Origin of the sequence: Ideonella sp. BN130291 (assembly GCF_036231905.1) — a bacterium.
GTDB lineage: Bacteria > Pseudomonadota > Gammaproteobacteria > Burkholderiales > Burkholderiaceae_C > CAMLIZ01.
On the sequence record NZ_JAZARE010000001.1, the window covers coordinates 1 to 15,124 of the forward strand.

Consider the following 15,124-nt stretch of genomic DNA (forward strand, 5'->3'; position numbering starts at 1 on the left):
GGAGGGCAGCATTGAGTAGGGCGCGCGTTCTTGCTCCGTGAGGTGTTCCAATGGTGCCTAACCCCTCCATCGAGCGGACATGCCCCGGCAAGCCGGGTCATGCCGCTCATGTCGAACGTTAGGTCCCAAGTGGATACACCGTCTTCCGTCGCCCATGCGTCCCCGATCGTGCCGCAGCGCTATGTGCCGTTCGGTCTTGGCGCCATCGTCATGGCAAGCCTTTTCGGAGGCCCACTTGCGGCTGCGTATCTCGTCATTCGCAACGCAACGGCCCTGGGCCGCGAGCGCACATTTGTCCTGGCAATTGGCTTCTATGTTGGCGCGTCCATTGCTTGGCTCTGGGCGCTCTACAACGTGCCTGGTGACGTCCTTTCGGAATTGGCAGTTCACCTCCCGCAAGTGGTAGTCTGGTGCCTGTTCTCCTACTTGCTATTGCGGCGCTCTCTTTCGGCTCACAAAGCTTCCGGCGGCTCGTTTAGGTCAGCTTGGGTGGGCTTTGTCTTGGGGGTCGCGGTGTCAATCGCTCTGCGCGTGGTCCTGCGCTTTGTCGTGCCAGTCTTCGGCTGAGGCAACATGCGCGTGCGACCTAACCCCTCCATCGAGCGGACATGCCCCGGCAAGCCGGGTCATGCCGCTCATGTCGAACGTTAGGCCCCGCATTCCGTCGCCACCTCGAGCACCGCCAAGATTCCTTGTACTCACACCTACCATGAAGCATCACCTGCCCTTGGCTCTAGCAGTCTGTCTGACGCTGAATGCCTGCGCGACAGCAGACATTGTCCCAATGGGCACGGACGTTTACATGATCTCCCAGACATCCGCTGGCGGTGTCTTCACGAACATGGGAACGCTCAAGGCGGAGGTCATTCAAAGAGCCAACTCGTTTGCAGAATCGAAGGGCAAGGTCGCGGTTCCGGTAGCCGCACGAGAAACCCCTCCCGCCCCTGGTCGCATGCCGAACTACGAGTACCAGTTCCGCCTCGTCGATCGGAATGACCCACGGGCTTCTGGAGGCGGCCTAATAAAGACACCTGACATGGTCATCGAGAACAGAAATCAGGCGCCTGCAGTGATTGTCAATCCGCCTCCCAAGGAAGTTGCCCAACCGAAGGATGTCTACACAGAGCTGCTGAAGCTAGACGACCTGCGGAAGCGCGGGATCATTACGGATGCAGAGTTCGAGGCCCAGAAGCGCAAGTTGCTTCAAGGCCAATGACAGGAGTCGAGGTGTATGTGTGCGGCGTGGCCTAACCCCTCCATCGAGCGGACAGCTGTCGGCAAGCCGCCAGCTGCCGCTCATGTCGAACGTTAGGAGACCAGTGCCACCCGAGAGCATCAAGTTCCGCCAGGCTGTTGGAGCCGATGCCGAGGCGATGTATGCGTTACACAAGGCTTCTGTGTTCCAGTTATGTCGCCACGCGTATTCGGAAATTGAGCTCAATGCTTGGTTCTTCGGGCGCTCGCCAGACATCTATCAATCCGGCCTTTCCAGCGGCGAGATTGAGGTAGCCTGCATCGCCGGGCAAGTAGTCGGCTTTGTTGGCGCAATCCCTGGTGAGGTCACCTTGCTCTTCGTTGATCCCGTGCACTCCGGGCGCGGCTTCGGTCGCGCGTTGTTCGAGCGAGGCCTTTCCAAAGCAAGCCAGGGGTTCGTTGGTCAACTTTTGGTCGTTGCCACACGAAACTCCGCTCCGCTCTATCGGCGGTACGGGTTCCGCCCGGTTGAGCGCGTGGCGCTTGTGCGCGGCGATCCCGCTGTGAACATTGAGGTAATTCGTATGGAGCGTCCGTCCAACGGGTCTCCTAACCCCTCCATCGAGCGGACGTCTTCAAGCTGCGCTTGAAGCCGCCGCTCATGTCGAACGTTAGGCGTCTACGATGACAGACTTCATCTGCTGCCCCAGATGCAAGGCAAAGCTCCGACCGACCGAGCGGAGTGAGAGCTGTCCATATTGCGCGGACCAGCCTGTCGAGTTAGCTGTGGGGAGGTCCACGAGCGAGCTGAGGGCGGCTATTCCACCGAGGAAAGAGCGGCGGGGATGTTCATGCTCCTATTGGTCACGTCTCCCATATGGCTTGTCCTCTTGGCCATCGCTGCAATGGTCTTCATGGCCTGGGCCGGATCTTGGGCCAAGTAGGCAAAGGCAGGCAGATCTGTCGGAAGAGGTGCAAGCGTCAGAATGCCGCTATACCAGCGTCAATTTTCATCTATGCAGGTAGTCGACGCGCTTCTTGAACTCCTGGTCTGGGCGTTCAGTTCACTGTGGGTCTTGGCTGGCCTAGTACTCGGCATGTTCGCGTCGTACTTCGTATGGCAAGCGATGTCTGGAATGGAAGATCGGGCGGTTGTTGCAGCCTTTGTGTTGGTCACGTTCGTGGTTGCAGGGTTCATTGGTGAATGGCTGAACGAAGATCTTCAACGCCGTAAAAGCGGTGGACAGGAGCCGCCATGAGAGAGCGCCCCCACCAGACGCCTAACCCCTCCATCGAGCGGACATGCCCCGGCAAGCCGGGTCATGCCGCTCATGTCGAACGTTAGGCGCCATGGAAACCGACCGTCCTGTCCTCACTAGCAGCCTCGCTGCTCGAGTCGTCGCCGGTGTTTGGTTAGCCTTATGTTCAGCCGTTTTGGCGCTAGCACTCTGGGCATATGCACCTGGCCCGTCCAGCGACATCATGGTCGTCTTCTTGTGGGCAATGCTCGCGCTTACGTTTCCATCAGGACTCTTAGTCTCAGCTCTCGGTGTTGGAGTCGCCCTGGTTGCCGAAGGAAATGCCACCATCAATGAGTTTCCGCATTGGCTAGGAATCGTCGCCTTGTGGCTCTGTTTCTGCAGCGTGGGCTACTTCCAATGGTTCAAGGCGCTGCCGCTGGCTTGGTCCCGGTTTGCGTGCCGGCAGAGGGGCGGAGAGCAATGACGCCTAACCCCTCCATCCAGCGGACATGCCACGGAAGGCTTCGCCTGCCGCTCATGCCGCTCATGTCGAACGTTAGCCGTCGCAATGACCACCCGCCTCCCATGTCGCACGTGCGGTGATCTGATCCACCAAGACACTGCCGCCAAGAACAACGGGCTCTGCATGCCATGCAAAGGCGGATATCGCGCACGCATCGAGGAGAGCAAACGCCAGCGTGAGCTTGAGCGCGCCTACGAGAAGAGCGCCGAACGGCGTCACTGGCTTACGTTGGTCGAACGAGTACACCAGTCGAATGAGGGGTTCCAAGCCCTATCGCCAGACGAGCAGACCTACTTCGCGCTTCGATGCCTCATCGGTGAGGTCTTCAATGGTGGCTTTCATCAGTTCTTCTCGAATCACTCTGGCGCTTACTACGGTGTTGCCGTGAACGGACTCTTCGAACTTGAAGCCATGCGCTCGCACCAGTTGCTGACTCAGGCGAAGGAAGCCCTTTTCGGAGATCAAGCCGTCCCTGTCGACTTCGAGGAACGGAACCAGCTGCTTCGTGTGGTTGAGGAGAACGACATTGCATACTCCCGAATCGGTAAGCAGTTGGACGAGCTGGACAAGCTGTTCTGGGCCGAGCCTGACGAACTTTCGAATCATTGCTCGCGCTTCGCAATCGATCGCGGCCTGTATGCACGCGACGCCTAACCCTTCCATCGAGCGGACGTCCTCCAGCGGGCTTCGCCCGCTTCCGCACGCCGCTCATGTCGAACGTTAGCCACCACTCAGCTGTCATGCGCGTCGCAATCTCTGTCCTTGCACTCATCGGGCTTACGGCCTGTGCTCCCGCGCCTTTCAATAAGTACGGTACCTTCCTCGTTCCGGAACATTCCGAGGCCCTCCGCGCAGCGTCGGTCTGCTGCAACTCACTCCGAGACTTCCCATACCTGAAGCTGCATGCCGGAAGCAAAGCCGAAGCGACGGTCACTCCCAAATCTCCAGCATTTGAGTTTGAAACGGGAAAGAGTTTTTTCGCGGCGTTTGAGTTCGCCGGTCCGCGAGTCAAGTCCCTGTTGGTTCAGGTACACGCGGTGAACGTCGAGTGGAACAACGCAACTGCTCATGCGCTGATACCCGGGCTTCTGTTCCTGGACAGCGAGTTCCGCTCGCTATCGCTAGTGAACCCAGTCCTCCGCTCAAAGGGCTTTCCGTTCCTCGGAACTTGGGGTGAATCTGAAGTTGACGTACCACCAGACGCAAGATTCGTGGTTGTCCTTGACAGTGGGCGCAACGAGAATTTGGCGCTGAGGGATTCCGATCAACGCTCGGGCTATTTGTATGTCCGGCGCGGACCCACGGGGCGTGTGGTTCTCGAGGCCCGTGGTGGCTAACCCCTCCATCGAGCGGACAGCCTACAGCCGGCTTCGCCGTCTGAAGTCTGCCGCTCATGTCGAACGTTATGCCCCTCAGATCCGTGAGCGCGCTTGAGCTGAAGGTCCCGCCGCCGGTGGTAGCGCTGGTGCTCGCGCTGCTCATGTGGGTTGTTGCGGCAGTCACGCCCAATCTCGCGTTGCCTGCCGTCTATCGCGTTGCCGGAGCCCTTGCCCTTTTTGTCGCTGGCTTTGCGGTGCGAGCCATTGCGCAGCTGTCGCTCGTTCGCGCGCGAACCACCATCAATCCCCTTAATCCCTCTGGCTCATCCGCGCTGGTGAGCGGAGGAATCTATCGCTACACCCGAAACCCCATGTACCTGGGTCGCCTCTTGCAGTTGGCAGGGTGGGCGGTCTTTTTGTCCAATGCGTTGGCTGCCTTGCTTGTGCCCGTCTATTGCTTTACATCAATCGCTTCCAGGTTCGGCCTGAGGAGCGTGCGCTGCTGGAGCGCTTTGGCAGTCAGTACGCTGCGTATCAACAGAAGGTTCCGCGGTGGCTGTGAGTGGCATAACCCCTCCATCGAGCGGACGTCTTCAAGCTGCGCTTGAAGCCGCCGCTCATGTCAAACGTTAGCACCCATGAAAGCCGTCGTAGCCCTCGCCCTGGTTCTGTTTGGCGCTGCAAGCGCGGGGGAGGAAGCCCCAATATCGACGTTCACGCGCGCTGATCCGGCTCTTCGCCTTGTCGAGCGCTCAGACTCGTACGCCAGGGGTTCATACGCAGTATGGTCTGGCCGCCTCAGGCTTACTGGGAAGCTGATCATTGAGTTCGATCGGGCGCCGCAGACGGAAGGGGAAACTGACAACGTAGGCGTAGCCTTTTTCGAGCCAGATCGTCAGTCCCGCGAGAGGCTCCCGCATGCCATTGGAAACTACTACCCGCTTCCTGCAACCGTGCTCTGGCTTGGTGGCGCGCCGGAAGAGGTGTTGCAGCCGCTGGTCGGAAAGGCCGAAACGCACCGTGTGCTCTTTGGCAAGGCGCCGCGATTCGAGCTTCCGGTCCAGGTGGTTCTGCGGTCTATGCGCACTGACGTTGAGTGTGATCACCGGAGCTATTCGATCGAAGTCGAATCAATCACGGCGCGCAACGAATCAGTGCTCGCCATTGGAGAGGCGCAGAACATTGGGTGCTAACCCCTCCATCGAGCGGACATGCCCCGGCAAGCCGGGTCATGCCGCTCATGTCGAACGTTAGGTTCCATGAGCCACGCCCGCTTTCCGCTACCTCCGCACTTGTGTGACGCGCATCTCGCGCCGGGATTCTCGGAGTTCAGCGGCGTTGTGCTGGAGGATCTATCCGCTGTGCATCCTGAACAACGGCACTGGCTGTTCAACTATGTTCTGAACCAGCTGACTCACAGCGTTAAGCCGAAGTATCGTGAACTGGCGTTCAACCACTTGAGGAGGGCGCAGGGGGCGCTCGACGCATATCACCAGCTCCGGCGGCTACTTGGCGAGTACGGCGCGCCAGGCAAGCGAGCTCGAAGCTATTTCCCGGCCCTAGATCAAGCCGAAATCTGCGTTTCGTTCGCTGCGCAAGCGTTTGAGCTGTCCAACAAGCTACTACTGCTCTCTGGTGACACACCGGTCTACCAACATGCCTCGGAGCAGGAGCTAACGACCCTCCGCAGCTTCTATATCGCCTGCAAGCACGTCGCGAACATGTTGGATGGCTCACAATTTGAGGCACCCGACACGGTAGTGTTCTGGTTCACCCAAGAAGGCCTCCAGTCTCGCAAGAGAGGGGTTCTCACGTATCAGTCCCTTGCCAATGTGCTTCGTGAGCTTGCCTATGACGCATCCGTTCTTGCCAGCTACATTTCCCCCGTCCCCGAGAGTGGAACCTAACCCCTCCATCGAGCGGACAGCCTTCGGCTGCCGCTCATGTCGAACGTTAGATGCCATGTTCACGAAGCGCGGTGCCATGGCCAGAGCGCAACGGTGCGGTTGTCGGCGAGAGCGCACTAAATCACGTGTTCAGTTCGGCCAAGGTTTGAGAGAGCGCACTTCGTTGCGACATATCGGTTCGGAAGAGGAGCGCTACGGCGAGGTCAGTTCGCCGTTGTCGCACCGAGGCTTTAGCGGCAAGGACAGGCGCGGTATCGTGTCGCCTTCAGTACTTCGGGAGGTTGCTGTGCCGTTGTTCACCAAGCATCTAACCACTCCATCGAGCGGACAGCCTTCGGCTGCCGCTCATGTCGAACGTTAGGCACCAAGCCGCATGAAATCCCAACGCACGATCTCAGCGCTTGTCCAGCGCTCTGGCAAAAGGGCAGTAGCGCGTGGTCTGCGCTCTGGCAGCCTGGCGGTGAGGTGCGTTGAGTCGAGCGCATGTGCTGCGCTGCATTCTTTGTCTGGCAAGGCTGCTGTGGTGCGCGCTTGGCAGCCACACGCGAGAACCAGGTGCACCGCGCAGCGTTCTTCGTGGTCCGGCACGAGCCGGGCGCTTTCTCGTATGCTGCCCTCTTTGTCTGGTCAGGCCGCTGAGCTATGCGTTTGATGGTCTTGTTCGGTGGCGAAGGTATTTGCCCTCTGGTGCGCCAAGGCTCCGCTTCACGCTTTAGCCTGACCAGTCCATCGAGCGGACAGCCTTCGGCTGCCGCTCATGTCCGACGTTAGACGCCTCCGCCTTCGAGCACCGAGCCATGCCGAGGTTGTTCATGTTGGCGTTGCGAGGTCTCGGTCCATGCCCGAGCAAATAGCACTTCACGCAGGGTCTGTTGCGCCTGCTCATCTCCGGTCGGTCGGGCAAGAGTTCGAGGCCAGGCTCGCACGGGCCGTCCGTCCGCTGGCGGCCGGCTCACCACTTGTGCACTGCATTCATCCTCGCGCAGCGTCCCGAGCGGGCAGCAACCTGGCGTTGTCTGGCAAGAAGTCGCGGCTCCCTCGCGTGCTGGCTTGTCTCGCAGTCCGCTGAGGCGGCAAACTCGTCGGCCATGAGGCGCAACGGTTTTGGTCCCGAGCTCATCGACGGTTGGCGCGGTAAGCCACCATCGCTCCATGGTGCTCAACCGCTGCGTCTAACCCCTCCATCGAGCGGACAGCCTTCGGCTGCCGCTCATGTCCGACGTTAGATCTCTCGCATGATGACTCGCCGCGCCATTTTCCTTACCTTCCTTCTTGGGCTAGCTGCGAGGTCCGGCCTTGCCCAGACCCTTGTCGATCTCCCACTGCGTCCGTTCAAAGCGTCCGTCCAGCAGTTGCCTTCAAAGGTGTCAAGCACCCGTTGGTCCATCGGGCCGTTGACACTTCGCTTGCCGGACTCTTGGGAACTACAACCAGACGGTGGCTTCGTTCGTATTAAGTTCCCAGCTGGCAATGCGGCATTGGGCATTTCCAAAGTGACACCTGATGCACGCGCATACGGCTACTCAGTACTCACCGACCCTGATAGAGGGCCGCGCTCTTACCTTGGCCGAGTCAGGGCAGAGGCATCTGTCTGCAGCAGCGAGCCAGTAACTCGAGAGATTGACGCGCTCAGTGAAGTCCGAGTCTTTGCTATGTCATGCCGCGTAGGGCAAGGCTGGAGAGGATCGTTTTTTCTCCAGTACACAATGTACTCACCAAATTTCCTGATCCACATTAGCGCGGGAGGGGAAGGTCAAGGTCTGTCCGTCACCGCTGCATTTGATTCGGCAGTCCGGACTATGGAATGGAACGACGAGATCTAACCCCTCCATCGAGCGGACAGCCTTCGGCTGCCGCTCATGTCGAACGTTAGACGCCAGACCTCTATGACCAGCCCTCGCACAATCGGCGCGTTTTTAGTCGTTCTCTCATTGTTCTCGTCCGCTAGCCGGGCCGCTGATGAGCCTTTCAACGTTGCCTTTCCTGCTGCAGCGGGCGCATTTCGGTTTGTCGAACGGCGGGCGCTTTCGGGAGGTGCGCTGGGCACACAGTACAACTACGTGGTTCCGGGCAGCGCACGGGCGGCTGTATATGTCTATCGTGCTGGGCTGACCTCGATTCCGAGCGACCTCAACTCTCCGGTTGTTCGGAAGCAATTCGACAATCTTATGGAGGCGATGGGCAGAGCTCCTGGATCGCTGCAGCCTCAACCCCTACCTTCTCTCGAGACGGACTTCTCCGGCTGCGGACCACAGTTTTTGCAAGCGCGACACAACGGAAAGAGCGGAAACTTTGGCGTGTTTACCTACACGTACTTGACCGCGGTGGACAACCGCTTCGTCAGGCTTGTTGTCACTCACACGACCTCTGGGAACATAGGTGCGAAAGATGCCGAGTTGTTCATTCGGTCTGTGCGCGCCGCTTTAGGGCGCTGTCGGCAGGGTGCCTGACATGGCGTCTAACCCCTCCATCGAGCGGACATGCCCCGGCAAGCCGGGTCATGCCGCTCATGTCGAACGTTAGGCCCCGAGGTCCACACCCATCATGCTGGCGGTCACCACATCAGACCTTCTACTGCTTCTCGCAGTGGTGATCGGAGTTCCAGTCGCTCTGGTCTCGGCGGTCATACTGAAAGTGGCCCCCAAAGACCCCAGCATAGAGGTAAGAAGAAGAGCCCGGGCAACAGAAGCGGCGGATACTGCTGTTTCTGGATACTTCAGAGGCGAAGAAGGCCAAGTCCACTGTCCCTGTTGTCAGGGTGAAATAGAGATTCGCTTGACAGACCAATTCGCGAGTGAAGGAACTGGCTTTCTGGATACTCAATGTGCCTGCGGGCGCAGCAACGGCCGCTACCGGGTCCCCCAAAGAGTGCGGCCTAACCCCTCCATCGAGGGGGCGTCTTCCGGCAAGCCGGAAGACGCAACTCATGTCGAACGTTAGGCCCCGAAAGCCAATGCCCCACCGCATTCGCAAACAGGTATACGAGCTTGGTGCTTCAGATTTCGAGGAGCATGCGTGCTGGGAGTACGCCTCGGATGAGGAGGGTCGAGAAGACCAAGACGAGTGCACGGTTCGTCCATTTCCCTTAGCTGAGCTTGGGGGCGCAACGCATCAAGCATTCGTCCAGGCGGCGTTCTTCTTCCCCAATGGCAGCGTTCGGTTAGGCATGGTCACGCTCAACGCGGGGAACGATCCATCGGGTCATCAGCCAGCACTCTTCACTTCCAAAGGGCTACTTGGCTTCTATGAAGGTGCTACCCAGCCGAAGCCGTCCGCAGTCAAGCGTTTTATCGCCTCGCTGAAGAAGATCAGCCCGGTGCCGTTGCCGGTTCGCTATGTCTCAGCACTGTGCGCAGGTAGCGGTCAGCCGCTCGCAGCGGGCACACTGGAAGGCCTGTACTGGCTGGTCAACTGGCAAACTGGGGAGCTTTGTGCCGAGGCCTAACCCCTCCATCGAGCGGACAGCTTCAAGCCGGCTGCGCCGTCTTGAAGCCGCCGCTCATGTCGAACGTTAGGCGTCAGATGAATCGGTTGAGCGCGTCAACGCCCAGGAGCGATAGTTGATGCTCGTTTATGTTCTCAGCCTGCGACTTGCGGCCGTGGTTTGGCTTCTCTGTCTCGTTTGGGCAGCGTTCCTGCTCGCACGCAGACTCCTAGCTATTCTTCGTTCGCACCCCGCGGGCAAGGTCGGAGCATTGGCCGGACCGGGTGTCGTTCTCATCCTAGGCACGGCGCCACTTTGGGTCCCGGGCGCTTACCTCGACCTCAAGTGCCAAAGAGCCAGAAACTCAACCTTCAACAAGGTAGAAGCTGCAGGCGAGGGTCTGTACTGGCGGTCGCGCCCGACTGACCCCAACTACGGCTTTGGTGGGTTCTATCTACAACGCGGGAACGCCATTCACAACTCGTTTGCATCCGCTGCCGTTCGCGCTATGGCTGAGGGCCGGCTTGGCTATCTCGTCATGCCATTCACGGTCGATGCGGACCAGAAGCTGTTCGTGGCGCCCGTATCGTCGCCGCATACCTGCTTGAGTGGCGAAGTTCGTAATGCTTGGGGACATCTTCCCCCGCACCTCTGCATTGCCTGGGAGCGCGCTCCCAACTTTCCCGCGCGCTATGAAGTCACTGGATTGCTCAACGAGCGGTTCGCGTCCGACGAGGTATCAATTCGAGATCGCACCTTGGCGGTCGATATTGCTCGGGTGTCATACGTAGCCAATACACACGCATCTGAAACACTACTTGTCCTGTTCGGGGCGCGTTCATATCAGCCGGTCTCTTGCACTTCCGATCTGACAGATGGCTCCACACTTGCAAGCCTACCGCTCCTGACCTTCACTGTGCCTGACGATCCTCTGGCTCGCGGCACTAGTCTATCGACGTATCTCGCTTTACCGTGGCGGATCAAGCCGTTCTGAGATGGGCTGTTTATGCAAACATTTCGCATGCGGTGCACCGCACTGACGCCTAACCCTTCCATCGAGGGGACGTCCACAATCAGGCTTCGCCTGCTTGCGGCCGCCCCTCATGTCAAACGTTAGGTGCCAAATGAAGCTTGTCTCGCGCGTTAACTCACTTGAGCTGCCATATCAAGTGCATCTGCTTGCCCTCTCTGCTCTCGCCGTGTGCCTACTTCTCTCCTGGGCATTCCCTACATCGAACGCCACACAGCAAGCATTGCTGTTGTTTGCGTCACTGGGATTTGGCATCGGGTTTGTACTCTGGTGCAGGCCAACGGTCATACGTGCATGGGCACATCCCCTGGGTAGGGTAGCAATCTCCATTGCGCATGTCTTTGTACTTCTGTTGGCTGTTGTCTTCGCGCGCTTCATCGTCGCGTCAGCACTTGAGCTTCCGCCCCAAGACTTCGACCTAACAGTAAGCCTTTTGAGCTTGATACTGTATGTCCCGGCTTGGTCCTTAATCGTGACCCTCGTATTGGGCGTTGTCGCGATTGTTCTTGAGCTCGTTGGTCTTCTAGGCGGGTTTCTTGGTCGCCCAGCAAGCGAAAGCGCAAAGATGTTTGTCCACATGGCGGGCGCCCTTTCTGTTTGCTTCTTGGTCGGCAGCATTTTCGATGTCGTCGCAAAGAACGAGAGAACACTGCACCCCATGGTGAGGTGGATTGCATTCGTTAGTGACTTTCAGGCGTCACCAAAGTACCCCGGTGTCGGAGCAAACGAGAGAATTCGTTTGCATGAAAACGGAGTGATCTCTTTCGCACGGGTGCAAGATGGAGAAGTCGTCATCGACGTTCGAAGACATGAGCAGTGAGCTGGCACCTAACCCCTCCATCGAGATGCTATGAAGGACTGCCCAAGCGAGGCCCGTTGATCTACAACGGTGATTTCCGTTTTCTGAAGAAGGAGCACGGAAATGGACAAGACCCAGGCAATCCTTCAACGCCAGCATACGCCGCACAGTGGGTGCTTGTGCGCGTCACTCGAACTGGGAGCCGAGCAGTGGAAGCTCAGCTGCGGAGACGGCCGCCACAACCCCAGCCGGTACGTGGTCAAAGCGGGTGAGACCGAAGCGCTGATGAGCGCGCTGCGCCAGGCAAAGAAGCGCTTCGGACTGCCAGAGGATGCACCGGTGCACAGCTGCTACGAGGCTGGCCGGGACGGCTGGTGGCTGCACCGCTGGCTGGTTGAGCATGGCGTGCACAACATCGTCGTGGAGTCCTCGAGCATCGAGGTCAGCCGCCGGTCACGGCGAGCCAAGACGATCGGCTGGACGCGGACAAGCTGCTGAGCATGCTGCTGCGCTACGTCGGTGGCGAGCGCGGACTGTGGACGGTGCTCAAAGTGCCCAGTGCACAGCAAGAGGACGAGCGGCGGCTGGACCGCGAGATCGACCAACTCACGCAAGAGCGCACGCGCCACGTCAACCGGATCGGCTCGCTGCTGGTGCTGCACAACCTCAAAACGGGCAACGTGGCGGCCAAGGCCTGGGCAGGCTGGTGGTCGCAGCACTGCGATCAAGTGCCGGCGATGCTGCGCGCGGAGATCGAGCGGCAGTTGCAGAGGCTGAGCTTGGTGCAGCGACAGCTCAAAGAGCTGGTGGGGCAACGCCATGAGCAAGTGCAAAGCAAGGCATCGGCAGCGGGGCAGTTGCTGCGGCTGCGCGCCATCGGCGAGACCTCGGCGCTCAAGCTCGACAAGGAACTGTTCGGCTGGAGGCAGTTCGACAACCGGCGCCAGGTTGCCAGCAGCATCGGATTGACACCTACGCCGTATGACAGCGGCGGCAGCGAAGTCGAGCAAGGCATCAGCAAGGCTGGCAACAAGCGCGTGAGGGCGCTGTTGATCGAGCTCGCGTGGGGGTGGCTGAGACTGCAGCCACAAAGCGAGCTCAGCGGCTGGTATCAGAGGCGCTTCGCGAACGCGGGCAAGCGCATGAGGCGCGTGGGCATCGTGGCAGTCGCCAGGAAGCTGGCGATCGCACTGTGGCGGTACCTGAAGTACGGGGAGATCCCGGCAGGTGCGCAGCTCAAGCCCATCGCGTAAGCAGTAGCAATGGCGACCAGGCGGCGAAGATGATCGAAGGTCAACGTGCCCGTGACGTCCGTGGGTTGACCGCCGGCGGCGACCGTCAATTGAGATGGGGCACGTCGGTAACAGGGATCGAGCCAGGCGCTGTGCGCGCATGTGGCATGTGGTGCGGGCCCCGGAGGTCCGTCACGGATAGAAGTTCGTGCGGGCGCTGGCCCGTACGCCGGAACGGTCCCGACCTTGGATCAATACGCTCGTTGGTGGGATATCCAACGCCGCCGCCGTCGGGCATAGTCGTGGCCATCTGAAACGAAGGGGCTTGACATACAAGTCCTCATAGAAGCGGACGTCTTCCGGCAAGCCGGAAGCCGCCGCTCATGTCGAACGTTAGACGCCTCCGCCTTCGAGCACCGAGCCATGCCGAGGTTGTTCATGTTGGCGTTGCGAGGTTTCGGTCCATGCCCGAGCAAATAGCACTTCACGCAGGGTCTGTTGCGCCTGCTCATCTCCGGTCGGTCGGGCAAGAGTTCGAGGCCAGGCTCGCACGGGCCGTCCGTCCGCTGGCGGCCGGCTCACCACTTGTGCACTGCATTCATCCTCGCGCAGCGTCCCGAGCGGGCAGCAACCTGGCGTTGTCTGGCAAGAAGTCGCGGCTCCCTCGCGTGCTGGCTTGTCTCGCAGTCCGCTGAGGCGGCAAACTCGTCGGCCATGAGGCGCAACGGTTTTGGTCCCGAGCTCATCGACGGTTGGCGCGGTAAGCCACCATCGCTCCATGGTGCTCAACCGCTGCGTCTAACCCCTCCATCGAGCGGACAGCCTTCGGCTGCCGCTCATGTCGAACGTTAGACGCCTCCGCCTTCGAGCACCGAGCCATGCCGAGGTTGTTCATGTTGGCGTTGCGAGGTTTCGGTCCATGCCCGAGCAAATAGCAATTCACGCAAGGTCTGTTGCACTTGCTCGTCCCCGGTCGGTCGGGCAAGAGTTCGAGGCCAGGCTCGCACGGGCCGTCCGTCCGCTGGCGGCCGGCTCACCACTTGTGCACCGCATTCGTCCTCGCGCAGCGTCCCGAGCGCGCAGCAACCTGGCGTTGTCTGGCAAGAAGTCGCGGCTCCCTCGCGTGCTGGCTTGTCTCGCAGTCCGCTGAGGCGGCAAACTCGTCGGCCATGAGGCGCAACGGTTTTGGTTCCGAGCTCATCGATGGTCGGCGCGGCAAGCCACCATCGCTCCATGGTGCTCAACCGCTGCGTCTAACCCCTCCATCGAGCGGACAGCCTTCGGCTGCCGCTCATGTCGAACGTTAGGCGCCCGGCCGCATGAATACCCCACGCACGATCACAGTGCTTGATCGCCGCTCTGGCAAAAGGGCAGCAGCGCCTGTTCAATGCTCTGGCAGCTGAGGGTGAGGTGCGTTGAACCGAGCGCATGTGATGCTCCGCCTTCTTTGTTGGGCAAGGCTGCTGTGGTCCGCGCTTGGCAGCCGCGTGCGAGAGCAATGTGCACCGCGAGGCGTTCTTCATGGTCGGCCACGAGCCACGCTCTCTCGTATGCTGCCTTGTTTGTCTGGTCCGGCTGCTGAGCTATGCGTTTGACGTTTCTGTTCGGTTTCGCAAGCGTGTGCCCTCTGGTGCGCCGAAGCTCCGTTGCACGCCTCGGCCTAACCAGTCCATCGAGCGGACAGCCTTCGGCTGCCGCTCATGTCCGACGTTAGATGCCATGTGCACGAGAGGGCGGAGCGGTGGCGAGAGTGTGTTTGTCGCGTTGGGCGCATGGCCGGTGCGCCAAAGCACAACTGCGCACTGGCGAAGGTTGAACGAGCGCTTGGCGTTGCGACATATCTGTTCGAAAGTGGATCGCTGCGGTTAGGTCGGTTCGTCGTTGTGGCACCGAGGCTTTAGCGGCAAGAGCCGGCGCGGTATCGTGTGGTCTTCAGCAATTCGAAAGGCTGCTGTGCCGTTGTTCACCAAGCATCTAACCCCTCCATCGAGCGGACAGCCTTCGGCTGCCGCTCATGTCGAACGTTAGGTGCCTCATGGAACTCACGTCCTCGGAAGACGCGTTTCTTTCCGCACTGGTCGTTGCCAAAGAATCGTGGCTTCGATATGCAGTGGAAGCAGTGGCCAACCCGTCAAGTGCCAAGTGGTCCGATGCACATGCAGCGTGGGTCAGTCTTTCCGAGTGCGCGCAAAGGGAAGACGACCGGGCGGCGTTTAGGGCAATCGTCAATCATTTGTTGTCCGGCTTGGTTCACTCCATGCTGGTAACTCTCGACGGCGGTTCCGTCCTTTCGGAAACGACCACTCTCACCATTCAAGATGCAGAGGGGGTCACGCTAAAGTCGTTTTTGCACGAGTACTGGCCCGACTACAGTGACTGAGCCGGCACCCAACCTCTCCATCGAGCGGACATGCCCCGGCAAGCCGGGTCATGCCGCTCATGTCAAACGTTAGGC

Annotated in this window: 12 protein-coding genes and 1 pseudogene; 12 read left to right on the forward strand and 1 reads right to left on the reverse strand. The window is 59.8% G+C overall.

Going from position 1 to position 15,124, the window contains the following annotated elements; all coding sequences use genetic code 11:
* Positions 1 to 168 precede the first annotated feature (168 nt).
* The 6 genes from VPH43_RS00005 to VPH43_RS00030 all read left to right on the forward strand — a co-directional run bounded on the left by VPH43_RS00005 (position 169) and on the right by VPH43_RS00030 (position 4,885).
* Positions 169 to 567, forward strand: coding sequence for a hypothetical protein (locus tag VPH43_RS00005; RefSeq protein WP_328575583.1), 399 nt, complete (start codon positions 169 to 171; stop codon positions 565 to 567).
* A gap of 142 nt (positions 568 to 709) precedes the next feature.
* Positions 710 to 1,216: an SHOCT domain-containing protein gene (locus VPH43_RS00010; RefSeq protein WP_328575584.1), complete on the forward strand. Its 507-nt coding sequence runs from the start codon at positions 710 to 712 to the stop codon at positions 1,214 to 1,216.
* A 103-nt stretch (positions 1,217 to 1,319) separates the two neighbouring features.
* A complete protein-coding gene (locus VPH43_RS00015; RefSeq protein ID WP_328575585.1) occupies positions 1,320 to 1,844 on the forward strand; it encodes a GNAT family N-acetyltransferase in 525 nt (174 codons plus the stop codon).
* 366 nt (positions 1,845 to 2,210) lie between these two features.
* Positions 2,211 to 2,453, forward strand: coding sequence for a hypothetical protein (locus VPH43_RS00020; RefSeq protein ID WP_328575586.1), 243 nt, complete (start codon positions 2,211 to 2,213; stop codon positions 2,451 to 2,453).
* Positions 2,454 to 3,003: 550 nt separating this feature from the next.
* Complete coding sequence (locus tag VPH43_RS00025; protein WP_328575587.1) at positions 3,004 to 3,612, forward strand: DMP19 family protein; 609 nt, start codon at positions 3,004 to 3,006, stop codon at positions 3,610 to 3,612.
* Positions 3,613 to 4,378: 766 nt separating this feature from the next.
* Entirely contained in the window at positions 4,379 to 4,885 is a 507-nt protein-coding gene (locus VPH43_RS00030; protein ID WP_328575588.1) for a methyltransferase family protein, read from the forward strand.
* A gap of 165 nt (positions 4,886 to 5,050) precedes the next feature.
* Here VPH43_RS00030 and VPH43_RS00035 read toward each other — a convergent pair whose 3' ends face one another.
* On the reverse strand, positions 5,051 to 5,383 hold the full coding sequence (locus VPH43_RS00035; RefSeq protein ID WP_328575589.1) for a hypothetical protein: 333 nt from the start codon (positions 5,381 to 5,383) through the stop codon (positions 5,051 to 5,053).
* A 153-nt stretch (positions 5,384 to 5,536) separates the two neighbouring features.
* Here VPH43_RS00035 and VPH43_RS00040 point away from each other — a divergent pair, with 153 nt between their 5' ends.
* The 6 genes and pseudogenes from VPH43_RS00040 (at position 5,537) to VPH43_RS00070 (ending at position 15,049) form a co-directional block, all read left to right on the forward strand.
* Entirely contained in the window at positions 5,537 to 6,184 is a 648-nt protein-coding gene (locus VPH43_RS00040) for a hypothetical protein (protein WP_328575590.1), read from the forward strand.
* A gap of 2,953 nt (positions 6,185 to 9,137) precedes the next feature.
* Positions 9,138 to 9,629 carry a hypothetical protein gene (locus VPH43_RS00045; RefSeq protein WP_328575591.1) on the forward strand — a complete coding sequence of 164 codons (492 nt, stop codon included), beginning with the start codon at positions 9,138 to 9,140 and terminating at the stop codon, positions 9,627 to 9,629.
* Positions 9,630 to 9,744: 115 nt separating this feature from the next.
* Complete coding sequence (locus VPH43_RS00050; protein ID WP_328575592.1) at positions 9,745 to 10,602, forward strand: hypothetical protein; 858 nt, start codon at positions 9,745 to 9,747, stop codon at positions 10,600 to 10,602.
* 130 nt (positions 10,603 to 10,732) lie between these two features.
* Positions 10,733 to 11,458 (forward strand): hypothetical protein, encoded by a 726-nt coding sequence (locus VPH43_RS00055; RefSeq protein ID WP_328575593.1) that lies wholly within the window; start codon positions 10,733 to 10,735, stop codon positions 11,456 to 11,458.
* Between the two features lie 102 nt (positions 11,459 to 11,560).
* Positions 11,561 to 12,690, forward strand: a pseudogene (locus VPH43_RS00065) (IS110 family transposase).
* Between the two features lie 2,014 nt (positions 12,691 to 14,704).
* Entirely contained in the window at positions 14,705 to 15,049 is a 345-nt protein-coding gene (locus VPH43_RS00070) for a hypothetical protein (RefSeq protein ID WP_328575596.1), read from the forward strand.
* Positions 15,050 to 15,124 lie beyond the last annotated feature (75 nt).

Bases quoted from the DNA above. Each gene is read 5' to 3' on its own strand.
- VPH43_RS00010 (WP_328575584.1), top strand. From the start codon at position 710: ATGAAGCATCACCTGCCCTTGGCTCTAGCAGTCTGTCTGACGCTGAAT.
- VPH43_RS00025 (WP_328575587.1), top strand. From the start codon at position 3,004: ATGACCACCCGCCTCCCATGTCGCACGTGCGGTGATCTGATCCACCAA.
- VPH43_RS00055 (WP_328575593.1), top strand. From the start codon at position 10,733: ATGAAGCTTGTCTCGCGCGTTAACTCACTTGAGCTGCCATATCAAGTG.
- VPH43_RS00070 (WP_328575596.1), top strand. From the start codon at position 14,705: ATGGAACTCACGTCCTCGGAAGACGCGTTTCTTTCCGCACTGGTCGTT.
- VPH43_RS00045 (WP_328575591.1), top strand. From the start codon at position 9,138: ATGCCCCACCGCATTCGCAAACAGGTATACGAGCTTGGTGCTTCAGAT.
- VPH43_RS00020 (WP_328575586.1), top strand. From the start codon at position 2,211: ATGCAGGTAGTCGACGCGCTTCTTGAACTCCTGGTCTGGGCGTTCAGT.
- VPH43_RS00040 (WP_328575590.1), top strand. From the start codon at position 5,537: ATGAGCCACGCCCGCTTTCCGCTACCTCCGCACTTGTGTGACGCGCAT.